22 protein-coding genes and 1 tRNA gene are annotated in these 23,849 nt (G+C 73.3%); 10 read left to right on the top strand and 13 right to left on the bottom strand.

Going from position 1 to position 23,849, the window contains the following annotated elements; translation table 11 throughout:
* Positions 1–27: 27 nt before the first annotated feature.
* Both ACFVS0_RS03950 and ACFVS0_RS03955 read right to left on the bottom strand, forming a co-directional pair.
* On the bottom strand, positions 28–1,338 hold the full coding sequence (locus tag ACFVS0_RS03950) for an RNA polymerase sigma factor (protein WP_430587217.1): 1,311 nt from the start codon (positions 1,336–1,338) through the stop codon (positions 28–30).
* Entirely contained in the window at positions 1,335–1,772 is a 438-nt protein-coding gene (locus ACFVS0_RS03955) for a YciI family protein (protein ID WP_430548854.1), read from the bottom strand. The genes ACFVS0_RS03950 and ACFVS0_RS03955 overlap by 4 nt, the downstream gene beginning before the upstream one ends.
* Before the next feature lie 154 nt (positions 1,773–1,926).
* Between ACFVS0_RS03955 and ACFVS0_RS03960 the strand changes: the two genes are divergently transcribed.
* Genes ACFVS0_RS03960 through ACFVS0_RS03970 form a run of 3 tightly spaced genes read left to right on the top strand, consistent with a single transcriptional unit; the run spans position 1,927 to position 4,170 of the window.
* Positions 1,927–2,808 carry an alpha/beta fold hydrolase gene (locus ACFVS0_RS03960; RefSeq protein WP_430587218.1) on the top strand — a complete coding sequence of 294 codons (882 nt, stop codon included), beginning with the start codon at positions 1,927–1,929 and terminating at the stop codon, positions 2,806–2,808.
* A complete protein-coding gene (locus ACFVS0_RS03965) occupies positions 2,801–3,418 on the top strand; it encodes a TetR/AcrR family transcriptional regulator (protein WP_430587219.1) in 618 nt (205 codons plus the stop codon). Before ACFVS0_RS03960 ends, ACFVS0_RS03965 begins: the two co-directional genes overlap by 8 nt.
* Positions 3,415–4,170 (top strand): hypothetical protein, encoded by a 756-nt coding sequence (locus tag ACFVS0_RS03970; RefSeq protein WP_430587220.1) that lies wholly within the window; start codon positions 3,415–3,417, stop codon positions 4,168–4,170. The genes ACFVS0_RS03965 and ACFVS0_RS03970 overlap by 4 nt, the downstream gene beginning before the upstream one ends.
* Before the next feature lie 51 nt (positions 4,171–4,221).
* Here ACFVS0_RS03970 and ACFVS0_RS03975 read toward each other — a convergent pair whose 3' ends face one another.
* A complete protein-coding gene (locus tag ACFVS0_RS03975) occupies positions 4,222–5,094 on the bottom strand; it encodes a Bax inhibitor-1/YccA family protein (protein WP_430548850.1) in 873 nt (290 codons plus the stop codon).
* 411 nt (positions 5,095–5,505) lie between these two features.
* Between ACFVS0_RS03975 and ACFVS0_RS03980 the strand changes: the two genes are divergently transcribed.
* Positions 5,506–6,474, top strand: a complete 969-nt coding sequence (locus tag ACFVS0_RS03980) for an ABC transporter ATP-binding protein (protein ID WP_430548848.1) — start codon at positions 5,506–5,508, stop codon at positions 6,472–6,474.
* Positions 6,471–7,340 carry an ABC transporter permease subunit gene (locus tag ACFVS0_RS03985; RefSeq protein ID WP_430562367.1) on the top strand — a complete coding sequence of 290 codons (870 nt, stop codon included), beginning with the start codon at positions 6,471–6,473 and terminating at the stop codon, positions 7,338–7,340. Before ACFVS0_RS03980 ends, ACFVS0_RS03985 begins: the two co-directional genes overlap by 4 nt.
* An 83-nt stretch (positions 7,341–7,423) precedes the next feature.
* Here ACFVS0_RS03985 and ACFVS0_RS03990 read toward each other — a convergent pair whose 3' ends face one another.
* The gene (locus tag ACFVS0_RS03990) at positions 7,424–10,834 is read right to left on the bottom strand and encodes an efflux RND transporter permease subunit (protein WP_430587221.1); all 3,411 of its coding nucleotides are present in this window, start codon (positions 10,832–10,834) and stop codon (positions 7,424–7,426) included.
* Positions 10,835–11,057: 223 nt separating this feature from the next.
* Complete coding sequence (locus tag ACFVS0_RS03995; RefSeq protein ID WP_430587222.1) at positions 11,058–12,290, bottom strand: MFS transporter; 1,233 nt, start codon at positions 12,288–12,290, stop codon at positions 11,058–11,060.
* 135 nt (positions 12,291–12,425) lie between these two features.
* Here ACFVS0_RS03995 and ACFVS0_RS04000 point away from each other — a divergent pair, with 135 nt between their 5' ends.
* The 4 genes from ACFVS0_RS04000 (at position 12,426) to ACFVS0_RS04015 (ending at position 16,923) form a co-directional block, all read left to right on the top strand.
* Positions 12,426–12,947: a MarR family winged helix-turn-helix transcriptional regulator gene (locus ACFVS0_RS04000; protein ID WP_430548844.1), complete on the top strand. Its 522-nt coding sequence runs from the start codon at positions 12,426–12,428 to the stop codon at positions 12,945–12,947.
* 143 nt (positions 12,948–13,090) lie between these two features.
* Complete coding sequence (locus ACFVS0_RS04005; RefSeq protein WP_430587223.1) at positions 13,091–15,559, top strand: hypothetical protein; 2,469 nt, start codon at positions 13,091–13,093, stop codon at positions 15,557–15,559.
* A gap of 102 nt (positions 15,560–15,661) precedes the next feature.
* On the top strand, positions 15,662–16,303 hold the full coding sequence (locus ACFVS0_RS04010) for a ClpP family protease (RefSeq protein ID WP_430587224.1): 642 nt from the start codon (positions 15,662–15,664) through the stop codon (positions 16,301–16,303).
* 11 nt (positions 16,304–16,314) lie between these two features.
* Positions 16,315–16,923 carry a ClpP family protease gene (locus ACFVS0_RS04015; protein WP_430548841.1) on the top strand — a complete coding sequence of 203 codons (609 nt, stop codon included), beginning with the start codon at positions 16,315–16,317 and terminating at the stop codon, positions 16,921–16,923.
* Here ACFVS0_RS04015 and ACFVS0_RS04020 read toward each other — a convergent pair.
* The 3 genes from ACFVS0_RS04020 to ACFVS0_RS04030 are packed head-to-tail and all read right to left on the bottom strand — an operon-like array spanning position 16,920 to position 18,857.
* On the bottom strand, positions 16,920–17,486 hold the full coding sequence (locus ACFVS0_RS04020; RefSeq protein ID WP_430587225.1) for a YciI family protein: 567 nt from the start codon (positions 17,484–17,486) through the stop codon (positions 16,920–16,922). The genes ACFVS0_RS04015 and ACFVS0_RS04020 overlap by 4 nt on opposite strands.
* A gap of 14 nt (positions 17,487–17,500) precedes the next feature.
* Positions 17,501–17,908, bottom strand: coding sequence for a helix-turn-helix domain-containing protein (locus ACFVS0_RS04025; protein ID WP_430548839.1), 408 nt, complete (start codon positions 17,906–17,908; stop codon positions 17,501–17,503).
* Between the two features lie 10 nt (positions 17,909–17,918).
* Positions 17,919–18,857 (bottom strand): EamA family transporter, encoded by a 939-nt coding sequence (locus ACFVS0_RS04030; protein ID WP_430562376.1) that lies wholly within the window; start codon positions 18,855–18,857, stop codon positions 17,919–17,921.
* Between the two features lie 72 nt (positions 18,858–18,929).
* Between ACFVS0_RS04030 and ACFVS0_RS04035 the strand changes: the two genes are divergently transcribed.
* Positions 18,930–19,847, top strand: a complete 918-nt coding sequence (locus ACFVS0_RS04035; RefSeq protein WP_430587226.1) for a LysR family transcriptional regulator — start codon at positions 18,930–18,932, stop codon at positions 19,845–19,847.
* Between the two features lie 18 nt (positions 19,848–19,865).
* On the opposite strand, the gene ACFVS0_RS04040 is transcribed toward ACFVS0_RS04035, so the two are convergent.
* The 5 genes from ACFVS0_RS04040 to ACFVS0_RS04060 all read right to left on the bottom strand — a co-directional run bounded on the left by ACFVS0_RS04040 (position 19,866) and on the right by ACFVS0_RS04060 (position 23,786).
* Positions 19,866–20,294 carry an Ltp family lipoprotein gene (locus ACFVS0_RS04040; RefSeq protein WP_430587227.1) on the bottom strand — a complete coding sequence of 143 codons (429 nt, stop codon included), beginning with the start codon at positions 20,292–20,294 and terminating at the stop codon, positions 19,866–19,868.
* A gap of 158 nt (positions 20,295–20,452) precedes the next feature.
* A tRNA-Leu gene (locus ACFVS0_RS04045) sits at positions 20,453–20,526 on the bottom strand.
* Positions 20,527–20,597: 71 nt separating this feature from the next.
* Positions 20,598–22,049 carry an NAD(P)/FAD-dependent oxidoreductase gene (locus ACFVS0_RS04050; RefSeq protein WP_430548835.1) on the bottom strand — a complete coding sequence of 484 codons (1,452 nt, stop codon included), beginning with the start codon at positions 22,047–22,049 and terminating at the stop codon, positions 20,598–20,600.
* Between the two features lie 112 nt (positions 22,050–22,161).
* Entirely contained in the window at positions 22,162–23,454 is a 1,293-nt protein-coding gene (locus ACFVS0_RS04055) for a hypothetical protein (RefSeq protein WP_430587228.1), read from the bottom strand.
* Entirely contained in the window at positions 23,454–23,786 is a 333-nt protein-coding gene (locus ACFVS0_RS04060) for a PadR family transcriptional regulator (protein WP_430548833.1), read from the bottom strand. Before ACFVS0_RS04060 ends, ACFVS0_RS04055 begins: the two co-directional genes overlap by 1 nt.
* Positions 23,787–23,849: the final 63 nt, after the last annotated feature.

The following is a 23,849-nucleotide window of genomic DNA, read 5'->3' on the forward strand; positions in this document are numbered from 1 at the left end:
ATGCACCTCGGCCCGACAGGTCGCGGGTCAGAGGGCGGAGGCCTTCGCCTCCAGCACGCCGCGCTCGCGGGCGTTGCCGCACAGGCGCGCGGCGAGCTCCAGCTCGCCCCGCGCCTCGTCGTTCCGCCCGAGGCGGGCGAGCAGCTCGCCGCGCACGGACGGCAGCAGGTACGACCCGGACAGCACCTCACGCGCGACGAGGTCGTCCACGACGGCGAGCCCGGCGGCCGGGCCCGACGCCATCGCCACCGCGACCGCGCCGTTGAGCTCGACGACGGGCGACGGCGCCACGCGGTTCAACGCCTCGTAGAGCACCACGATCCGGTCCCAGTCCGTCTCAGGCACCGACCGGGCCGTGTCGTGCTGCTCCGCGATGGCGGCCTGCAGCCCGTACGGCCCCAGCCCGCGCCCGACGGCGACGGCCCGGGCCAGGGCGTCGCGCCCGCGCCGGATCGCGGACCGGTCCCAGCGGCGCCGGTCCTGGTCCTCCAGCAGCACGGGCTCGCCGTCCGGCCCGGTCCGCGCGGGGAACCGCGCCGCGGTGAGCTCGAGCAGGGCGAGCAGCCCGAACGTCTCCGGCTCGGGGGCGAGCCGCGTCAGCACGCGCGCGAGGCGCACAGCCTCGTACGCCAGGTCCGGCCGCATCCAGTCGTCGCCGCCCGACGCCGTCGACCCCTCCGAGAAGATGAGGTAGACGACGTTCAGCACGGAACCGAGCCGCTCCGCGCGGTCCTCGGCGGCCGGCACCTCGAACGGCACCCGCGCGGCCGTCAGCGTCTTCTTCGCCCGGGTGATGCGTGCCTGCACGGTGGGCACGGGGACGAGGAAGGCGCGCGCGATCTCCTCGCTGCCCAGGCCGGCCACCACGCGCAGGGTCAGCGCGACCCGCGCCTCCTTGGACAGCACCGGGTGGCAGGCCACGAACAGCAGCGCGAGACGGTCGTCCTCGATCTTGTCCGGGTCCCACAGCACGTCGTCGGCGGGCTCGGGGACGGAGCCCGGCCCGCCCGTGACGGCGCCGCCCTCGCCGAGGTCGCGGGCCAGCGCCGCGTACCGTTCGTCCCGCCCGGAGCGCCGCCGGAACGCGTCGATCGCGCGACGCCGCCCGGTCGCGAGCAGCCACGCGACCGGGTCGCGCGGGACGCCGTCGCGCGGCCAGGCGACCAGCGCCTCCGCCAGCGCCTCCGACGCGACGTCCTCCGCGAGCGCGAAGTCGTTCGTGTACCGCGCGAGCGCGCCGACGATGCGGCTGGACTCGATGCGCCAGACCGCCTCGACGACGCGCCGGGAGGCCGCGCCGTCGTCGGCGCGGCCTCCGTCGGGAGCGCTCGGGGTCACTGCGCCTGCTCGGCCCGCTGGGCCTGCTCCTCGCGCCACCCCTGCTCCTTCTGGATCCACTCGTCGTCCTGCGGGAAGTCCTCGGGGCCGTTGACCCGGCGCACCTCGAGCTTGGTCCCGGGCCCGCCCAGCGGCGCCCGCTTGGCCCACTCGATCGCCTCTTCCTTGGTGGCGACGTCGACGATCCAGAAGCCGTTGAACAGCTCCTTGGTCTCGCCGTAGGGGCCGTCCGTGACGACGGGCGTGTCGGTGGAGAAGTCGACGACGGCGCCCTCGGACGCGTCGGACAGCCCCTCGCCCGCGGCGAGCACGCCGGCGTTCATCATCGACTCGTTGTAGCGGCCCATCGCCGCGATGACCTCGGTGAAGTCCATCTGCTCGAACTGAGCCTGGCCCTCGTCGGTCCCCCGCATGATCAGCATGTACTTGGCCATCGTCCTGCTCCCTGTCGTGATCGCGGTCACCCTCGTGGCGACCTTCTCATCCCCAGGTCGAACGGGGAACCGCGGGATCGACATCGCCCCAGAAGGTTCTTCGAGGAGCCTCTTGCGATCGCTGGCTAACGGTATTAGCTTTGTGGCTATGGACATGACCACAACACCGGACGTCCGGTACCTCACCCGCCCCGAGGGGCGGATCGCCTACACCGACGCGGGCAGCGGCCCGCTCGTCGTCGCCGTCCCCGGGATGGGCGACCTCCGCTCCACCTACGACGACCTCGTCCCCGCTCTCGTCGCCGCCGGCCACCGGGTGGTCGTCGCGGACCTGCGCGGCCACGGCGACTCCGACACCACCTTCACCACGCACGGCGACATCGCCACCGGGACCGACCTCGTCGCGCTCGTCGAGCACCTGGACGCCGGGCCGGCGGTGCTGGTCGGCAGCTCCATGGGCGGGTCCGCCGCCGTGTGGGCCGCCGCCGAGCGGCCCGAGCTCGTGCGGGCCCTGGTGCTGGTGGCCCCGCACCTGCGCGAGACCGCCTCGCCCGCCCAGGCCCGGACCTACCGCCTGCTCTACCGCGTGCTGTTCCGTCGCCCGTGGGGCGCCGCGGCGTGGGCGTGGCTCTACACCTCGATGTTCGCCAAGGGGCGCCGCTCGCCCGGGCACGCGCAGCACGTCGCGGAGATCCGGCGCAGCATGGCCGACCCGGCGCACCTCCGGTCGTTCCGCGACCTGGCCGTCGCGCTCGACCACTCCGTCATCGAGCCGCTGGTCCCCTCGGTCGAGGCGCCGTCGCTCATCGTCGTCGGCGAGCTCGACCCCGACTACAAGGACGCCGGAGCCGAGCTCGCCCGCATGCGCGACGCGCTCGGCGGCCAGGAGCTCCTGGTGCCCGGCGTGGGCCACTACCCGCAGCACCAGGCACCCGAGGTCGTCACCCCGGCCGTCCTGGAGTTCGTCGCCGGCCTGCCCGTCACCCGGCACGACGACGAGCGCCACGGCGCCGACGAGCGGGGCGCCCGTGCCTAGGGCCGGGCTGTCGCGGGACGCCGTGGTCCGCATCGCGCTCGAGCAGGTGGACGCCGGCGGGCCCACCGGGCTCGCCGACCTCACGCTCGCGAAGGTCGCCGCCTCCGCCGGGGTCGCCACCCCGAGCCTCTACAAGCACGTGGGGTCGCTCGCGGCGCTGCGCCGGGAGGTCGCGCTGGTCGCCCTCGAGGAGCTGACGACGACGAGCGCGGCAGCGACGGTCGGCCGGGCCGGCCCCGACGCCCTGCGCGCCCTCGCCCGCGCGTGGCGGGACTACGCCCTCGCGCACCCCGGCCGGTACGCCGCCGTCCAGCTCGCGCCGGACCCCGACGCCCCCGAGGACGCCGGGCACCGGACCGCGGCGGCGCGCGTCGTCGCGCTGGTCGGGGCGGTGCTGCACGGCTTCGGCCTCCCCGACGACCGCACGATCGACGCCGTCCGCGTGGTGCGCGCCGGGGTGCACGGCTTCGTGGTCCTCGAGCTCGGCGGCGGTTTCCGCCTGCCCGAGGACCTCGACCGCAGCTTTGACGCCCTGGTCGACATGCTCGTCGTCGGGCTCGCCGCCCTCGCCGACGCACCGTCGTCACCCGCACCGAAGGAGCAGCCATGACCCGCACGACGTCCTCCCCCGCCGTCCGCACGACGACATCCGACCCGGCTCTCGCCCCGGCGCGCACCGCTCGGGTCGTGGCCTGGACGGCGACCGGCGCCGTCGCGGCGGGCGTGCTCCTGCTGCTCTTCCCCGTGCTCCGACCGTGGCCCGACGAGTCCGTGCCAACCCTCGCGCTCGCCCAGGCGTTCGCCTCCGACCGGTGGGTGCTGGCGCACCTGTGCGGGATCGCAGGGCTCGGCCTGCTCGCGCCGACGTTCCTCGGCCTCCGGGCGCTGCTGCGCGCGGGGTCGGCCCCGGGGTCCGCCCCGGGAGCCCGTGCCGCCACCGCCGCCGTCGCGACCGCCTGGGCCGGGGCCGCGTTGAGCTCCCTCTACTTCGGTGCCGAGATCTTCGGCATCCGCACGATCGCGCAGGCCGCGCTGCGCACGGACGACCCGGCGCTGCTCGCCGACGTCGAGGTGCTGCGGCTCCAGCCCGCGGCGATGACGCTCTTCGGCGTCGGCCTGGCCCTCGTCGCAGCGGCCGGCGTGCTCGCGGCCGTCGCGCTGTGGCGCGGCGGCGGTCGGCCGCGCTGGGTCGGCGTCCCGCTGGCCGCCGGGCTGCTGCTCTACCTGCCGCAGTTCTTCGGCACCCCGGCGGCGCGCGTCGGGCACGGCGTCCTCGTCGCCGCCGGGCTGCTGCTGGTCGCGTGGGCGGTGCGGCGCAGCACGGCGCCGGGCACGACGACGGCCGGCCACCCCGAGGGGTGACCGGCCGTCGGGCCTCGACCGTCAGAGGCCTGCCGGAGGCGAGCCGGAGCGTCAGTCGCCGCTCTGGAAGATCGCCAGCAGGCGCAGGAACTCCAGGTACAGCCACACCAGGGTGACGATCAGCCCGAAGGCCGCGGTCCAGGCGAACTGCGCCGGGACACCCTGCTCGACACCGCGCTTGATCGAGTCGAAGTCGACGATGAGCGACGCGGCGGCCAGGCCGACCGCGACGAGGCCGACGATGATGCCGAGCGCGCCGCCCCGCATGCCCCAGCCGTCGAGGACCCCGGTCCAGGTCAGGACGACGTTGACGAGCGAGAAGACGAGGTAGCCCACCATGGCGATGAGCAGCCAGCGGGTGAACTTCGGGGTGACCCGCACCTTGCCGGACTTGAACAGGAACAGCGCGGCGGCGAACGTGGCCAGGGTCGCCACGACGGCCTGCAGCACGATGCCGGAGAGCGGGGCGCCGGAGCTGCCGACCGCGATCGACGCGAAGGCGATCGAGATGCCGCCCAGGAAGACGCCCTCGGCGACCGTGTAGGCCACGATCAGCGCGGGGCTGGGCTTCTTCTTGAAGGCGTTCACCAGGCCCAGCACGAGGCCGGCGATCATGCCGATCGGCCACAGGTTCGGGGCGAAGTTCCACGTCGCGGCCGCCACCACGATCAGCAGCGCGAGGAGGCCGCCGGTCTTGATGATGACGTCGTCGTAGGTGAGGCGCTTGGTGTCGGCCGTGGTGGCGGACGGCGCCTGGTACATGGCGTCGAGGCTCGCGGCGTCGGCGGTCTGCGCACCGGCGGTGCCCGCACCGTAGGCGACCTGCCCGTACTGCGGCTGGGCCGTGGCGGTGCCGCCCCGGCGAGCCCCGGTACGGCGCGGCTCGCCGAAGACGTTGCTGCTCGAGAAGACGGGGTTGGTCATGTACTCCTCCTGGTCGCGGCTGCCGGGTGCCCGACGACGGGTCGTCGCGCGCGCAGTGCCGGGTCGCTGGCCGTGCAATCCATCGTAGTGAACGCGCGGCGTTCCTCAGACGTTCCCAGGTCGGCGAGCTTTTCCGAGGACGCCGCGCGCGCTCCCCCGTCTCCTCGCCGAGGAACGCGTCGTCGGGCCGCGCGGCGACCAACACGGCGCGCACCCGCTCCTCGACCGCGAGGTCGGCCTCGGTCACTCGGGCGGCAGCTCGGACGGCAGCTCGGACGGGATGGCCGCATCATGCCCTGTCCGCCCGGATCACCCGCTCCCTGCCCGTGACGCGGCGATGACCAGCACGTAGGCTCGGGAAGGACCCGTGATCCCGCGACGACGGCACCCGAGATGACCTCCAGGGGCGACATGATCGAAGCACACGGCCTGACCAAGAGATACGGACCCAAGCTCGCGGTGGACGACGTGACGTTCACCGTGCGGCCCGGAACGGTCACGGGCTTCCTCGGCCCGAACGGGGCCGGCAAGTCCACCACGATGCGGATGATCATGGGCCTGGACCGCCCGACGGCCGGACGGGTCACGGTGAACGGCAGCCCGTACGCGCAGCACGCCCGGCCGCTGGCCGAGGTGGGCGCGCTGCTGGAGGCCAAGGCGGTGCACCCCGGCCGCACGGCGCGCCAGCACCTGCAGGCGCTGGCCGCCACGCACGCGATCGCGCCGGCGCGGGTGGACGAGGTGGTCGAGCTCACCGGCCTGACGGCGGTCGCGCGCAAGCGCGTGGGCGGCTTCTCCCTCGGCATGGGGCAGCGGCTCGGCATCGCGGTCGCGCTGCTGGGCGACCCGCGCACCCTCATCCTCGACGAGCCCGTCAACGGCCTCGACCCCGAGGGCGTGCTGTGGGTGCGCAACCTCGCGCGCTTCCTGGCGGGCGAGGGCCGCACGGTCTTCCTGTCCAGCCACCTCATGAGCGAGGTGGCGCTCACCGCCGACCACGTCATCGTGATCGGGCGGGGGCGGATCCTCGCGGACATGCCGGTGCAGCAGCTGGTCGACGGCGCCTCCCGCCGGCTCGTGCGGGTGCGCTCGCCGCAGGCCGCCGACCTCGCCGACGTCCTGCGGCGCGAGGGCGGCGACGTCGCCCCGGCCGAGGACGGCGTCCTCGAGGTCACGGGCGTCGAGGCGGCCCGCGTGGGCGAGCTCGCCGCCGCGGGCGGCGTCGTCCTGCACGAGCTGACCCCCGTGTCCTCCACCCTCGAGGAGGCCTACCTGGAGCTCACCGCCGACTCGGTCGAGTACCAGGCCGAGGCCCTGGACGGCGCCGCCCCGGCGCCGGGCGCCGAGACCGGCGCGACGACGGACGGAGCGCCCCGATGACCGCCACCGCACCCACCCGCGAGGCCGCGCCGGCCGTCGTCGTGCAGCGGGTGACGTTCGGCCGCGTGCTGCGCGGCGAGTGGATCAAGTTCCGCACCCTGCGCTCCACGGTGTGGACCGTGGTGATCACGGCCGTCGTCATGGTGGGGCTGGCGCTCATGATGGCCGCGATCGTGCGCACGATGGTCGACACCCCCGAGATGGCCGAGGGCATGTCGCAGGACCCGGGGCTCCAGGCGATCGGCCTCACCGGCACGACGATCGTGTCGTTCGGCTACTCGTTCGGCGCGCTCGCCGTGGGCGTGCTGGCCACGCTCATCGTCACCAGCGAGTACTCCACGGGCACCGTGCGGTCCACGTTCGCCGCCGTGCCCCGCCGCCTGCCCGTGCTGTGGGCCAAGCTGGTCGTCATCGTGCTCGCCACCGCCGTCGTGGTGGCCCTCGCCCTGGTGATCGCGTACGTCGCCACCGCGCCCCTGCTCGAGGACGCCGGGATGAGCGTGGACCTGTCCGACTCCGAGCAGGTGCGGGCGTTGGCCGGCTGCGTGCTCTACCTCGCCACCGTGGCCGCGTTCTCGCTGGCCGTGGGCACGCTGATGCGCCACAGCGCGGGCGCGATCTTCACGATCGTCGCGATCTTCTTCGTGGTGCCGCTCATCTTCAGCATCGTCGTGCAGGCGTCCGACGCCGCGTGGACGGACTGGGTGAACAAGCTGCTGCCCAGCGTGGCCGGCGAGCGGATCATCTCCCGCGGCGCCGAGACGGACGCCCTGCTCGACCCGTGGGTCGGCTACGCCGTCCTCGTCGGGTACACCGTGGTGCTGCTCGTCGCCGCGGCGATCACGCTCAAGCGCCGCGACGCCTGACCCGCGCTCGTGGTGAGCGTGATCGTGGCCCTGGGTCACGACCGGAACAGGGCCACGATCACGCTCACCCCCACGGAGCGCGGTCAGGCGGGGTCGGTACCCGCCTGACGGCGGGCGACGGCGGCGGCCTCCTCGGCCGCCTCCGCCTTCTCCGCGGCGCGCGCCGCGGCCCGCTCGGCCTTCTCCGCCCGGCGCACGACGCGCGAGTCGCGCTTCGTGTGCCGGCGCTCCTTGCGGCGCTCGATGAGCTCGTAGAGCACGGGCACCACGAACAGCGTGAGCAGCGTCGAGGAGATGAGCCCGCCGATGACCACCAGCGCCAGCGGCTGGCTGATGAACGACCCGCCGCCGGTGAGGCCGATCGCCATCGGCGTCAGCGCGAAGATCGTCGCCAGCGCCGTCATGACGATGGGGCGCAGACGCTTGCGGGCGCCCTCGCGCACGGCCTCCTCCAGCGACCGGGGGTGCCCGTGCGCCGGGTCCCGGTACTGGTTGATGAGGTCGATGAGCACGATGGCGTTCGACACCACGATGCCGACGAGCATCAGCACGCCGATGAGCGCCGGGACGCCCAGCGGGGTGTCGGTGGCGAGCAGCGCCAGCAGCGCGCCGGTGGCGGAGAACGGCACCGACACCAGCAGGATCAGCGGCTGCACCAGCGACCCGAAGGTCGCGACCATCACCAGGTAGACGATGGCGATCGCGGCGACCAGCGCCAGCCCGAGGTCGGCGAACGCGTCCGCCTGGTCGGAGGCGACGCCGCCAATCTCGACGGTCGCCCCCGCGGGGAGGTCGAGGTCGTCGGTCGCGGCCGTGATGTCCGCGGTGAGCGTGCCGACGTCCTGCGTCTCGGGCGTCACCGACACGGTCGCGGACCGCGCGCCGTCGGTGCGGGAGATCGACGTGGGCACGTCCACCTTCTCGACGGTCGCGACGTCGGTGAGCGGCACCATGCCTGCGGCGGTGGGGACCTCGAGGTCCTCGATCTCGCCCTGCGTGGCCGGGGCGTCGCCGGTCTTCACGACCACGTCGGTGGGCCCGTCGCCCAGGTCGACCTCGCCCACGGTCTGCTCGGGCCCCATGGCCGCCGAGACGATCCCGGAGACCTGGGTCTCGGTCAGCCCCGCCTCGGCCGCCTTCTCACGGTCGACGGACACCTGCACGACCTGCTGCGCGGCGGCGAGGTCGTTGGTCACCTCGGCCACGCCGTCCAGGCCCGACACCGCGTCGGTGACCTGCTGCGCCGCGGCGTCCAGGTCGTCGCTGTCGTTCGCCTGCACGACGAGGTCCACGGTGCTGGAGCCGAAGCCGGAGTCCCCGCCGGAGACGCTGACCCCGGTGGTGACGCCGGTCTCGGCCAGCGGCTCGACGGCGTCGCGGATCTCGGTCTGCGCCTCGACGCCGTCGGCGTCGGGGTCGAGCGTAATCGCGAACGTGGCCTGCGGCGCGGAGCCGCCGCCCATGAACGCGGCCATCGCGGCGTCGCCCGACCCGACGGTGGTCTGCACGCTCTCGACCGCGTCGACGTCGGCCAGGGCGTCCTCGACCTCGGTGGCCGCGGCGTCCTGCGCCTCGAGCGACGCCCCCGTCTCGAACGACTGCGTCACCGTGACGGTGTCCTGGCCGGAGTCGCCGATGAAGTTGGTCTCCAGGCGCGGCACCAGCGCGAGCGTGCCGCCGAGGACGGCGACCGCGACCACGAGCGTGACCCACGGGTGGCGCAGCGCGGCGCCGAGGCTCGGCACGTACGCGCGCTGCCACAGGCCGCGGCGCTCCTTGGCCTCGGCGGCCTCGCGGACACGCTCCGCCTCGGCCGGGTCCGTGGCGACGGCAGGCGCCTTGACGAACCAGTACGCCAGCACGGGCACGATCGTCAGGGCCACGACCAGCGACGCGAGCATCGCGATCGCGACGGTCATCGCGAACGGCCGGAACAGCTCGCCCACCATGCCGCCGACCAGCGCGATCGGCAGGAAGACGGCGACCGTGCTGATGGTCGACGCGGTGATGGCGCCGCCCACCTCGCGCACGGCGGTGAGGATCGCCGCCTTCTTGTCCTCGCCGTACGACAGGTGTCTCTTGATGTTCTCGATGACCACGATGGCGTCGTCGACGACGCGGCCGATCGAGATGGTCAGGGCGCCGAGCGTGAGGATGTTCAGGGTGTACCCGGTGGCGTTCATGACCACGAAGGTCACGGCCAGCGACAGCGGGATCGACACCGCGGACACGAGCGTGGAGCGCAGGGAGACCAGGAACACGAGGATGACGATCACGGCGAACAGCAGGCCGAGGCCGCCCTCGGTGGCGAGGCCCTCGATCGACTCCTCGATGAACGGCGCCTGGTCGAACACGACGGCGGTGGTGACCCCGGCGGCCTCGAGCTCGGGCCGCAGGTCGTCCATCGCGTCCTGGACGGCGTGGGAGACGTCGACGGTGTTGCCGTCGGGGGTCTTGGTGATGGCGACGCCCAGCGAGGACTCGCCGTCGAGCCGGGAGTGCGACGTCGCCTCGACCGGCACGACCTGCACGGTGGCCACGTCGGCGAGCGTGACGGGCTCGGGGGCGGCCGGGGTCTGCGGGGTGGTGGCGCCCTCGGCGCCCTGCGCGGGGTCCTGCGCGGGGTCCTGCGCAGAGCCGTCGGCCGCGGGCGGGGCGCCCGTGCCGTCGCCGACCTCGCCCGTGGTGCCGCCGGTCGCGTCGCCCGCGCCCGTCGTCGCGCCCGCCGCCGCCGGGTCCGGCACGAGCGGGAGCGCCTTGAGCTCCTTGACGCTGTCGATGCTGGAGCCGGCCTGGACGGAGTAGGTGACGTCGTCGTCGGTGATGGTGCCGGCGGGCAGCACGACGCCGTTGTCCTTGAGCACGTCGGCGACGTCCTGCGTCGTCAGGCCGGCCGCCGCGAGCTTCTTCGTCTTGACGTCGACCAGCACCTGGTCGGTCTCGCCGCCGGTGACGGCGACCGAGCGGACGCCGTCCAGGTCCTCCAGCGCGGGCACGACGACGGAGTCGACGGTGTCCGCGAGCGCCGCGGCGTCCACGTCCTCGCCCGAGTCCTGGCTGCCGGCGGCCGCCAGCTGGATGACGGGCAGGTCGTCGAGCGAGCCGGTGACGACCTGCGGCTCGACGTCCTCGGGGAGCTGGGACTGGATGCGGGTAACGGCGGTCTGGAGCCGCTGGGTCGCCGCGTCCATGTCGGTGCCGTACTCGAACTGCACGGTGGTGACCGAGCTGCCGGTGGACGCCGTCGAGCCGATGGACTCGATGCCCTCGACGGACTGCGCGGCGGCCTCGAGCGGCTCGGTGACGCGCTGCTCGACCACCTCCGGCGAGGCGCCCGGGTAGGTCGCGACGACCGCGCCCGCCGGGAGCTCCAGGGACGGGATGAGCTCCTGCTTGAGGGAGCCCAGGCTCATCGCCCCGAAGACGAAGATCGCGATCGTCGCCAGGGCGACGACGGCGCGGTTCGCCAGGGACAGGCGGGCAAGTCGGAACACGCTCACTCCAGACGGGCGGTCGGCAGGGGGGCACGACTCCGCTGTCGTGACGCTTGGGCTGAACGGACGATACGCCGCCCGAGTTCCCCGGGACATCGTCCGAAGGGCTGACGGCCGTGGCCGAAGGTCGGACGGGTGCGTCGCGCGGACGGCGGCGGGCGCCGGGCGGTCCCCCGCCCGACGCCCGCCGGTGTCCGCGTCGCGCCGGTGCGCGACGGGGGTGTCACAGCTCGGACATGGCCTCCTCGGGCGTGCCCTCGGCGGCGCGGGCGGCGCGGTTCCACCGCGCCCACAGCACCTTCTCGCCGAGCTGGCCGGCCATCTTGTGCGCGGTGAGCAGGAAGACGATCACGCCCACGGCCAGCACGCCGACGCCGACCCAGTACGGGGCGGACGCGCCGACCGGGTGCAGCAGGCCGGCGATCACCGGGGCGGGGGCGGCGAAGCCCCAGCGCACGAGGTTGAAGGCGCCGGTCGTGACGCGGCGGTCGGGGTCGCCGAGGGCGAGCGACAGGTCGGTGAGGATGGCGTTGGCGATACCCATGAACACGCCCGCGACGACGAGCACGACGATGGAGGCCGCCGTCGGGAGCCCGAGGGCGAGCAGCAGGGTCATCACGAGCACGCCGGCGACGGCGACGCCCAGGGTCTGCACGGCGCCGATCGTGTGCGCGAGCTTGTGGCCGACGACGAGGATGCCGAACGCGAGACCGAGGCCCCAGGCGGTGAAGACCAGGCCGAGGGGGATGACGTCGAGCCCGAGGAAGATCGGCGTGTAGCCGAGGATGACGAAGAACACGAAGTTGTAGGTGGCGGTGACCACCGCGAGCGCGAGGAACGCGGGCTTGCGGAAGAGCCCGAAGACCTGGCCCACGTGCAGCGGCGCCGGCTTCTCGGCCGGGTCCTTGAGCTTCGTGATCGACATCGCGAGGGCCACGATCATGAACAGGCCGCAGGCGAGGAACGGCACGCGCCAGCTGATGCTGCCGAGCAGGCCGCCGATGAGGGGGCCGACGGCGAAGCCGAGGCCGACGCAGGTCTCGAAGATGCCGACCACCCACTCGCGGTCGTTGGCGAGCGAGACGAGCAGCACCATCGCGGTGGCGAAGAACATGGCGTTGCCGAGGCCCCACAGACCGCGCAGCGCGGCGAGCTGGCCGATCGACGTGCTCAGCGCGGCGAGGATCGCCGCGATCGCGACGATGGTGACGCCGGCGCCCAGGATCTTCTTGTAGCCGAACTTCCCCGTGGCGAGCACGGCCGGGATCATGCCGACGGCCATGACCGCGATGTACGCGGTGAACAGGAGCTCGATCTGCCACGTGGTGGCACCGATCGCCTCCCCGATCACCGGGAGGATCGGGTCGACGACGGCGATGCCGGCGATCGCGAAGAACGCGGTCAGCGCGGTCGCGTAGATCGCGGTCTTGTTCGGTTCGTTGCGTGTGCCTGCCACGGACTCCTCACTCCTGCCCCACGGTCGGTCGCGGGCGTCGTCTGCTGGTTGCTGCGCCGTCGTCGTCGCCGGCCACGGGCCGTTCGGGCGCCGAGATACCTGCATGGTGCAGGTAATTACCTGTAGGATACACCTATGACCGCTTCCCGGGGAAACAATGTCGAGAAGAAGCGCCCCGACCAGGGCGACGACGCCGCGACGGCGGAGGTCGTCGCCCGCGTCGAGCTCGGCCTCGCCCAGCTGCTGCGCCGCGCCGAGCGCACCACCGCGGCGACCACCGTCCGGACCGGCGGCCACGACCTCGACCGCTCCGGCTACCTCCTGCTGCACGCCCTGCGCGACGGCGGCCCCCAGCGCGTCCAGGCGCTCGCGGACCGCCTCGGGATCGACGCCTCCACCGTGACGCGCCAGGTCGTCGCCCTCGAACGGGCGGGCCACGTGCAGCGCTCCCGCGACCCCCACGACGGGCGCGCCGTCCTCGTCTCCGCGACCGCCGGCGGCCGGGACGCCCTGCGCGCGCAGCGACGCCGGCGCGGCGCCACCTACTCCACCGTGCTCGCCGACTGGAGCCCCGCCGACCGCACCCTGCTCGCCGAGCTCGTCGAGCGCCTCAACGCCGACCTCGACGCCTACAAGCGGGACACGCCCCCGGCCTGACCGTCGCGACACTCGGTTGCCTCACGCAATATTTGTCACGAGCGCGGAACCGGTCGCTCCTGGCTACCGTCGGGAGGGTTGCCTGCGTCACAGACGTGTGACCGCCCCGGCGGCAGACCCACCCCGCGTCGAAGGAGAGCGTCGTGAGCAGGCACGCCAACGAGGTCGACGAGTCCACCGCCGCCGTGCTGCGACGCGACCGCCTGCGACGCGCCGTCGCGTCCGCCGTGGCCACAGCCCTCGTGCTCGCCGTCTCCCTCGTACTGGTGCCCGGACTCGCCAGCGAGGGCGCGCCCAAGTTCAACGTCCAGTGCGACGAGCTCATCGACGGCATCGCGGAAGCAGCAGATCCCGTCGACCTGCCCGGCGGCGGCCTGCCCAGCGGCCACGCCGAGACGATCGCCGACTACGAGTACGAGAACCCGGCCGAGCACCTCAGCGGCGAGAAGGAGCCGACGAAGGCCGAGCTGAAGAAGCTCAAGGGGAGCTACAAGACGTTCCCGGTCGGCTCCCGCGACCGCATGATCCGGCGATGGAACGTCTACAAGGGCACGTGGGGGTGGGACCAGTGGCGCAACTCCTACATCCCGAACCAGGCCAACGACGCCCGCGGCGACGCGTTCCACGGGAACGTGGGTCGGCGGCTCAAGCTCGGCGGCCCGAGCTGGATGTGCGAGGACACCAAGCTGGCGAAGGAGCAGAAGCTCGGTTCCAACCGCCGCTACGACTCGGTCAACCGGACCCTCAAGATCGCGTACGAGGTCAAGTCCGGGAACTCCTCGCTGCGCGCCAGCCAGCTCAAGGCCGACGCCGCGCTGCGCGCGAAGGGCTGGCGCGTCGTCTACATCTTCAGCAAGGAGCCGACACCGAAGCAGCTCGAGCAGATGCGCACGCACAAGGTCGAGCACACGACCTTGCGCTCCACCGCGGTCCAGAAGAACCCGTCACCGTCGTCGAGCACCGCGATGAACCCGACGTGCGGGCCCGCCCCGAAGTCCGCGGGCCCGTCCACGCTCTCGGCGACGTGCCCGCGCCGCTCGACGGCGGGGCCGGCGAAGGATCTCGCCCAGCGATCGGGACGCACCCCGGCGCTCGCCCGCGAGGGCCAGCGGATGCAGGCCTCGTTCGGCGCCGACGGCCGCCGGCAGGGGTTCATGCCGCGCAGCCCCGGCGGGATCGACTGGCGCTCCCTCGAGCTGCGCTACGTCACCGATGACCCGAAGGCGGGCGACTACGGGTACGCCTTCTCGGCGGACGAGCTCCCCGACGACGGCGTGGCGGAACCCGGGTACGGGGGCGAGGCCGCGCTGGACCTGTCCTCCGACGCCCTCATGACGTGGCTCGCGCTCGACCCCGAGCAGTTCTGGGTGAACCTCAACCCGGACACGCCCGACACCATCGTCGACGAGGAGTTCGGCTCCACCGACGCCGGTCGCGTGCTGCTCGAGGCGGACCTGGAGATGAAGCAGAGCCTCAACGACCTCATGCGCCCCGAGACGGAGCAGGGCAAGAAGCACTGGGAGTCGCTGGAGCGCACCGACGACGGCCTGATCTGCTCCGACTGGACCCGGCTGTGGATCGAGCCGCAGCCGGCCAAGGTGCGCGTCGAGGACGACCAGCTCTACATCCTGGACGCCCCGCTGCAGGTCCAGATCGAGCCGTTCGACGTGGACTGGGAGGTACCCGGCAACGAGGTCTGCCAGGACGCGCCCCCGAAGATGGTCGAGCGGAACACGCAGCGCATCGTCGACGACTTCGAGCAACCGCTCGAGGACTACGTCAACTCCGCCCCCGAGTACGCGGACCTGCGCCGCGTCTACACGGCCCGGGTCGCCGCCGAGTGGATCAAGGACCGCGACGCGGAGCGCCCCGGCGCCTTCCACGACGTCGTCGGCTCGGGCGACGTCAGCGCCTGGCCGGCGCGCACCGAGTACGACCCGAAGGACGTGTACGACGAGTACCGCGAGCTGCTGAAGACCGTGCAATACCGCTACGAGTACGAGCACGGCGAGCAGGAGTTCTACATCGAGATCTTCGGCGGCATCGTGCTCCCCGACGCGCCGCGGGACCAGACGCCGAAGGCGGAGTTCGAGCGCGACCACCCGAAGCTGCCACGTACCGTCCGCACCGCTCGGTTCGAGGCGACGAGCCTTCCCGTGGGCGTCCAGGTGCCGCAGGGAGACGAGGTCGGCACGCTCGACGACGCGACCACGACGGCATGGCTCGGCGGCGGGACGCTCGCCGAACCCGAGGAGCCCGACCCCACCGACCCGCCGGACGAGCCAGACCCGACCGACCCGCCGGGCGATGGCGGTAGCGACGGTGGCAACGGCGGTGGCGGTGGCGGCAATGGCGGTGGCGGTGGTGGCGACAGTGGCGACGGCAGCGACGACGCGGTGCCCCCGGACGCCTCCGACGGGCCCGCCGGTCGAGGTGACGAACGGCCCGGGGCACCGCACGCCGACGCACCGCCGTCGTCCCAGGCCCCGCTGCCGGGCGCGTTGGCATCCACCGGCTTCGGTGACGTCGGGCTGATGGTGGCGGCGATCGTCCTGGTGCTCGTGGGGCTCGTCCTCGTCGGTGTCCGACGACGCTGGTTCCCGCGACTCTGACCGCCCGCCCCGCGAGAGGGTTCCCACCGGATCTGCCCTGAGCAGATGCGCTCCCGGCAGAGAACCCTCCCGCTGCGGCCGTCGTCGTCGGACGGTGGGGACATGAGCACACCGACCCAGAGCACACCGACCCTGAGCACCCCGGCACCGCCCACCGCGCCCGCCTTCGACGACCAGCTCACCGCGCGGCTGCTGCACCAGCGCATCGTGGTGATCGGCACCGAGATCGACGACGCCGTCGCCAACCGCGTCGTCGCGCAGCTCCTGCTGCTGTCGGCGGAGGACCCGCGGTCCGACGTCGCGCTGTACGTCAACTCCCCCGGCGGCTCCGTCACCGCGGGGCTCGGCATCTACGACACCATGCGGCTGCTGCCGAACGACGTCGTGACGGTCGGGTTCGGCTTCGCCGCCAGCATGGGCCAGTTCCTCCTCACCACCGGCACCAAGGGCAAGCGCTACGTGCTGCCGCACACGCGGGTGATGATGCACCAGCCGTCGGCCGGCATCGGGGGCACCGCCGTCGACATCGCGATCCAGGCGGAGAACCTGGAGCACACCAAGCGCGTGATGCACGAGCTCATCGCGCAGCACACCGGCCGCACGGTGGAGCAGATCGCCACCGACAGCGACCGCGACCGCTGGTTCACGGCCACCGAGGCGGTCGAGTACGGCATGGTCGACCGGATCGTCGAGAGCGTCGAGGACGTGCGGCCGTCGGCCGGCGGCCGGAAGGCGGGGCTGTGATGGACGAGCGGATGAGCTACACGATCCCGAACGTCGTCGAGCGCACCCCGCTGGGCGAGCGCTACTCCGACGTCTTCTCCCGCCTGCTGCGCGACCGGATCATCTTCCTCGGCACCGAGATCGACGACGGCGTGGCGAACGTCGTCATGGCGCAGCTGCTGCACCTGGAGTCCGAGGCGCCCGAGCAGGAGATCGGGCTGTACATCAACTCCCCCGGCGGCTCCGCGACCGCGATGACCGCGATCTACGACACCATGCAGTACGTGCGCAGCGACGTCGCCACCACCTGCATGGGGCAGGCGGCGTCCGCCGCCGCGGTGCTGCTGGCCGCCGGCACGCCCGGCAAGCGCACGGTGCTGGAGCACTCCCGCGTGCTGCTGCACCAGCCGTCCACCCAGGGGCAGGGCACCGTGTCCGATCTCGCCATCCAGGCGCGCGAGGTGCTGCGCCTGCGCGCCGAGACCGAGCAGCTCCTGGCCCGGCACACCGGGCAGACCGCCGAAAGGCTGCGCGCCGACACCGACCGCGACCTCATCCTGTCGGCCCAGGACGCCGTCGACTACGGGGTGGCGGACGCGGTCGTCACCTCGCGCAAGCTGTCGGACCGCGCCGCGGCCTAGCCGTCCCGCGGCACCGGGCGGCCGCCGACGTGCCAGTCGTGAACCTCGACGTCCGCGTAGTCGTCCGCGACCAGCACCCGGCGGGCGTCGTCGGGCCCGGCGGCCTCGACCAGCACGGCGGCGCCGAGGACCGCGGCGCCGTCGTCCGACAGGAGCGGTCCCGCCGCGACCAGGCCGACCCCCGCTCCCGGCGCGACCAAGGGCTCGCCGGTCCCCCGCCACCCGAGCCCGAGGACCAGGTACCGGGGATCCCCCTCCGGCCCGCCGGGGTAGTCCCACATCGTGCGCCCGAGCGTGTTGCGCCACCGGCGCAGCAGCACGTCGCGGTACGCGCCGGCCTGGTAGTTGGGCTCGTCGAACGCGAACGCCCGGGCGGCCTCGGGCCCGGGCAGGTCGAGGACGTGCACGCTCCCGGTGAGCGTCTCGCCGCCGTCCGTCGTCGTCGGACCACGCGCGATCATCCCGTCCGCGAACCGGTCCATGTAGGCCAGGTGCTCGTCGTTGAGCGCCTCGCGCAGGGCGATCGACCCGGCACGGTCACGGTGGTAGACGAAGAACTCCATGCTCGGCGCCGGCGCTACGCGGCGAGGGCGACGACGTCCGACGTCGTCGTGCGCACGGCCGTCGCCGAGCGCACGTGCCGGGACGACGACGGCGACCGGTCGCGCAGGGACGTGAGCACGCGGACGCGCTCCTGGTGCTCGGCGCTCGCGGCGAGCGCGTCGTGCGCCTCGGCGACGAGGTCGACGAGCCGGATGCCGAGCGCCGCGCACACCGCGGCGAGCACCTCGGACGACGCCTCCTTGCGCCCGCGCTCCACCTCGGACAGGTACGCGGTGGACATGCGCGCCGTGCCGGAGACCTCCTGCAGCGTGCGGCCCTGCGCCAGGCGCGCCCGGCGCAGGATCGCCCCGACCAGGTGCCGCAGCAGCGGCTCGCGCACGTGCTCCGTCGTCGTCGTGCCGAACCCCGTGTCCGCCGTCATGCCGACGACGCTACCCGCGACCGGCGGCCGACGGCTCCGCCAGCGGCTCCGCGGTCGGCCGTTCTGCTGACGGCAGAAGGCGGCGGGCGGCCCGGGTGCTGCCGAACAGGACCCCGCCGACGACGAGCACGGCGCCGAGGCCCTCGAGCGGGGTCACGCGCTCGCCGAGCAGCACCCAGGCCGCCGACATCCCGACCACGGGCACGAGCATCGAGAACGGGGCGACCACGCCCGCCGGGTGCCGGGCCATGAGCCAGGTCCAGACGCCGGAGCCGAGCACCGTCGCGACGAGCACCGTGTACAGCAGGCCGACGACGGCGCCCACGGCCCCCGGGTCGTCCCACGACGTGAGGGAGTGCGCGATCTCTCCCGGCCCCTCGACCAGCAGCGACAGCGCGAGCATCGGCAGCGGAGGCACCACGGACATCCACAGGGTGAGGCGCAGCGGGCTCTGCGGCTTCGCCTGCCGGTTGCAGATGTTGCCGATCGCCCAGCCGAACGCGCCGGCCAGGGTGAGCAGGAAGGGCACGACGGTGGCGGTCGCGGCCTGCTGCCACGCCACCAGGGTGAGCCCGCCGACGGCCACGAGGATGCCGAGCACCTGCCGGCCGCTCACGCGCTCGCGCAGGAACGTGGCGCCGAGCAGCACGGTGAACGGGCCGGACATCTGCAGCACGAGCGACGCGAGCCCGGCGGGCATCCCGGCCGCCATGCCCCAGTACAGGAAGAGGAACTGCAGCGCGCCGAACCCGAGCCCGTAGCCGACCACCCAGCGCACCGGGACGTCCGGCCACGGCACCAGGAACACGGTCGGCAGCGCGATGAGCGCGAACCGCAGCGCGACGAGGAACATCGGCGGGAAGTGCTGCAGCGACGCGTCGATGGCGATGAAGTTCAACCCCCACAGGAGGGCGACGAGGACGGCGAGCAGCCGGTGGCGGGCGGGCATGCGCCCAGCCTCACCCGGCGGCACGGTGAAGGACAAGCGAAAGTTGCTTCATCGTGTCTGTAGGCTGGCTTCATGGATGTCCGGCACCTCGAGCTGCTCCGCGAGCTCGCCGACCGGGGCAGCGTCACGGCCGTCGCACGCGCCACCCACCGCACGCCGTCGGCCGTCTCCCAGCAGCTGCGCACCGCCCAGCGCGAGCTGCGCACCCCGCTCGTCGAGCCGTCCGGCCGCGGGCTGCGCCTCACGGACGCCGGCCGGCTGCTGGCCGAGGGCGGGGCCAGCGTCGCCGCCGCGCTCGCGCAGGTGCAAGCCCGCTGGGACGAGTTCCAGGGCGAGCCGTCCGGCACGGTCACCGTGGCGGCCCTGGCCAGCGCCGCCACGTTCCTGCTCCCCCGCGCCATGGCCGACCTCGAGGGCACCGCCATCACCCTGCGGTGCGTCGACGTCGACATCGCCGAGGCCGAGTACGGTCCGCTCACCGCGGACCACGACGTCGTCGTCGCGCACTCGCTCACCAGCGTGCGGCCCGCCGGGGCCGAGGGGCTCACCGTCGTGCCGCTGGCCCGCGAGCCGCTCGACATCGCGATGGCCGCGGGGCACCCGCTGGCCCGCCTGCCGCGCGTACGGCCGGCGGACCTGGTCGACCAGGACTGGATCGGCGTGCCCCTGGGCTACCCGTTCGACACCGTGCGCCTCGCCGTCGAGCAGGCGACCGGGGCCGAGCTGCGCGTCGTCCAGCGGCTGCGCGACAACCGCCTCATCGAGGCGCTCGTCGCCGCCGGCGACCAGGTCGCCGTCCTGCCCCGCTTCACCACGCCCACCGGCGACCGACTCGTGCTGCGCGAGCTCGCCGACATCGCGTCCGCGCGGCACGTCTCCGCCGTCCTCCGCCCCGACCGCGCCGAGCGGCTCGCGGTGCGCCGCGTCGTCGACGCCTTCCGCCGTGCCGGCGCCGACGTCGAAGCGGAGACGGCCGGTGGTGCGGGATGACCGCGAGATGACGTGACGTCAAAGCCCCACGGAATCGGCTCCATGCTCAGCCTGCTTCGCGGTGAAACCGTCGAACTCGAGCTGCTCGATGAGACCCGAACGCGAGAACGACTGCGTGTCCATGTAGTTCTTGGCAGCGATCTCCGCCTGCACGTTCCAGTCGACGTCGACGTGCGCCACGGCGTACTTCGCGTCAGCGTTCGAGTAGCCCTCGAACTTCAGCTGGTCCGTGAGGCCCTGCTTCGAGAAGCCACCCATCTCGAGATAGCTCTGGGCGCTCGCCACGGCGTTCTCCTGCGCGACCGTCGCGTCGTCCTTCTCGTCACCGGCTTCGGGCGACTCCGCCGCCGGTTCCGAGGCCACGGACTCCGCGGGTTCCGGCGAGTCACCGTCGTCCGCAGATCCGCACCCGACAAGAAATCCGGCCGCCGCGATCGCGACAGCCACCCTGAGCGACTGCGTGCGTCGAGAAATCATCACTGCCCCCTCCGAGCGAGTCGATATCTCGGATCGTGACACTTGCCCCGCGCACACGCCCGCCGACGTCCGGTGCACGGAACGCCGGCGCGACGCGCCACGGACAGGGCGACGAGGGCCAGAGAGGGTGCCCCCGCCCGGGTTCGAACCGGGACTGGGCCGGGTTTAAGCCGGCTGCCTCTGCCAGTTGGGCTACGGGGGCGGGACGACGGAGCGGGCGCCGGCGACCTCTCGAGGGAGATCGCCGACGCCCGCTCACGGTACTAGGGAAGGTCAGCCCTTCTCGGCGCGCGCGGCCGACGACTCGGCCTTCTGCTCCACCTTCTCGCCCGGCTGCTTCGGCGGCACGGACGCCTTGCGGAACTCGTCGCGCGGGTCGTGCAGGGAGCCGAGCGACACGATCTCGCGGCCCATGAGGAACTGGCCGATCCAGCCGATGAGGATGCGCACCTTGCGGTTGCCGGTCGGCATCGCCATGACGTGGTAGCCGCGGTGCGCGAGCCACGCGAGCGGGCCGCGCAGCTTGAGGAAGCCGAACAGCTCCGCGACGCCCTTGTACAGGCCGAGGGACGCGACGACGCCGACGCTCTTGTGGGCGTAGTCCTCGGGCTGCTGGCCCTTGAGGACGGCGACCAGGTTGTCGGCGAGCTTGGTGGCCTCGCGGATCGCGTGCTGCGCGTTCGGCGGGCAGAACTGGCCCGGGTTGAGCACGTCCGGCACGGCGGCGCAGTCGCCCGCGGCCCAGGCGTCGGGGACGATCTCGCCGTCCTCCGTCGCGACCTGGAGCGTGGGCTTGACGATGACGCGGCCCATCCGGTCGAACGGGAGGTCCGACTCCTCCTTGATGACCGGGTTCGCCTTGACGCCCGCGGTCCACACGATCGTCTCGGTGTCGAACTCGACGCCCGTCGAGGTGACGACGTGCCCGTCGACGCAGGACGACAGGAACGTGTTGAGGTGGAACTCGATGCCGCGCTTCTTCATCTCGTCGAGCGCCCACAGGCCCATGGGCTCGGAGACCTCGGGCAGGATGCGGCCCGAGCCCTCGATCATGACGAAGCGCAGGTCCTCGGCGTCGATCGTCGGGTAGTTGCGCGTGGCGTAGCGCGCCATGTCCTCGATCTCGGCCAGGGCCTCGATACCGGCGAACCCGCCGCCGACGAAGGTGAACGTCAGCATGCGCTTGCGCGCGTCTGCGTCCCAGGTGGACGAGGCGACGTCCATGCGGTTGAGCACGTGGTTGCGGACCGCGATGGCCTCCTCCACGTTCTTGAAGCCGATCGCGTTCTCCGCGAGGCCCGGGATGGGCAGCGTGCGGGACACCGAGCCGAGGCCGATGACGAGCTGGTCGTACGAGACCTCGTAGTCCGGCCCCTCCTCGGGGTGGATCGTGACCTTGTGGCCGGCGTGGTCGATGTGGTTGACCAGGCCCTGCAGCACGTCGATGCCCTTGAGCGCCTTGCGGTGCGGGGCGACGACGTCGCGGGCGTCGATCGAGCCCGCGCCCGCCTCCGGCAGGAACGGCGCGTAGGTCATGTACGGCCGCGGGTCGACGACCACGATCGCCGCGTCCTGCTTGCCGAGCTTGCGGCGCAGGCGACGCGCCGCGTAGAGGCCGACGGAACCACCGCCGAGGACGACGATGCGGGGCACCTTGCGGGGCCGCGGGGCCGCGGCGGGCGCGTCCTGGACAGAGGTGTCCGACGACAGAACGTTCTGAGGCATGAACACCATTCTACGACCGTGCCGGGGGCATGCAGTCGGGCCGTCCAGCCCGTGACCCTCCCCCGCTCCGTGGTGCGCCGGCGCGGGTGCCGACGCGCCACGGAGCCGCAGGTCAGCGGCCCGTCGCCACGGCGGCCGTCGTCCTGGCCACGGCGCCGCCCGAGCGACCGGCGGTGCTCTCCGCGGAGGGCTCCGGCGCCGGGTCCTCCTCCGTCGCGTCGCCCGTCCGCTCGCCGATCGCGGTCGGTGCCTTGAGGAAGGGCCAGGGCATGTCCTCGGGCTGCACGCCGACCTGCGGCTGCCACGATCCGCCGTCCTCCGACCACTCCATGCCCTCTTCCGGCACGGCGCGCATCGGGTAGACGTTCCACCGCTTGCGGCCGTCGTCCGCCGTCGCCGGCCGGAAGTACCAGATGCCGTCGAGGTCGGGCACCGACCATGCCTGCTCGTCTCCCTCCGTCGTCACGGTGCGCACGGGCCGGCCGCGGTCGTCGAAGAGCTGGACGTTCTTGATGGGGTCGCCGTTCGCGTCGAAGGCGAAGAGGTTGGCCACGGGCTCGCCGTCCACCCAGACGCCGTCGCCCTCGGCACCGTCGCCGTAGCCGACGTTCAGCGCGTCGGAGTGCCCGGCGCTGTAGCCGGCGTCGTACGAGCTGCCGCCCGAGGCCGAGCCCCGCACGGACTCGTCGTGCGTCGCGACCGCCACGGCGGGCACCAGCAGCACCGCGGCGAGCGACGCCGCGACCGTGAGCCGCGGCTGCCACCGGCGCGGGAGCCATCGACCGCGCGCCCACTGCACGCTCACCAGGGCGGACCCGCCCATGACCAACAGGTCTCCCGCTCCCTCCGGGACGAGCGACGGCTGACCGTCCGTCGACCGCGTGAACAAGGCGACGAGCAGCGCGCCGACGATCCAGCCGCGCGCCACCCACCACGCCGGCCGCACGTCCCGGCCCAGCCCGCGCAGCCGCGCCCATGCGGGAGTGCTGGTCACCGGCTGCCAGGCCCGGCGCCACCGTTCGCCCAGCAGGACGCGCCGGGCCGCGAGCGTGGGCCGCGCACCCGCACGCCTCCGTGCGCCCGGCAGCTCTGCGGGCAGGCCGGCGGCTGCCCGCAGCTCGGCGGCGTAGTCCGCGGCCGGGCCGAAGTGCGCGACGAGGTCGAGCGCGACGTCGTCGTCGGACCGGGCCCGCCCCGCCCTCAGCGGCGCCGTCGCCTCCGTGAACGCCTCGGCGAGGTCGGCCTCCATCCCGTCGGTCAGCTCGTCCACGACCTCCGGCCCGAGGTCTGCCAGGTTGAGGCGGACCGCCTGGGCGTAGCCCCGGGCGTGCGTGGCGAGGACGTCGGCGAGCGACGTCGCGGTCGTGGCGGTGCCGGCGTCCTCGCCGGGCGCGATGCTGGTCATCAGGCTGCCTCGTCCCTCTTCCCGAGGAGGCCGCCGACGGTGCCGGCGAACTCCTGCCACTCCTTGCGCTGGATCGCGAGCGTCTGCCGCCCGTGCGCGGTGATGCCGTAGTACTTGCGGTGCGGGCCCGCCCCCGACGGCACCACGTAGCTGGTGAGAGACCCTGCGGCGTAGAGCCGCCGGAGCGTCCCGTAGACGGAGGCGTCGCCCACGTCGTCGAGCCCTCGGGCGCGCAGGCGCCGCACCACGTCGTACCCGTACCCGTCCTCGTCCTCGACGACGGCGAGGACCGCCGCGTCGAGCACCCCCTTGAGCAGCTGCGTCGTGTCCATCGACCTCTCCTCCCGACTGCTTCGCGACAGACACTAGTGCGCGATGCGCAGTAGTACAGGCGA

This window comes from Isoptericola sp. NPDC058082, from assembly GCF_042885055.1.
Taxonomy (GTDB): domain Bacteria; phylum Actinomycetota; class Actinomycetes; order Actinomycetales; family Cellulomonadaceae; genus Isoptericola.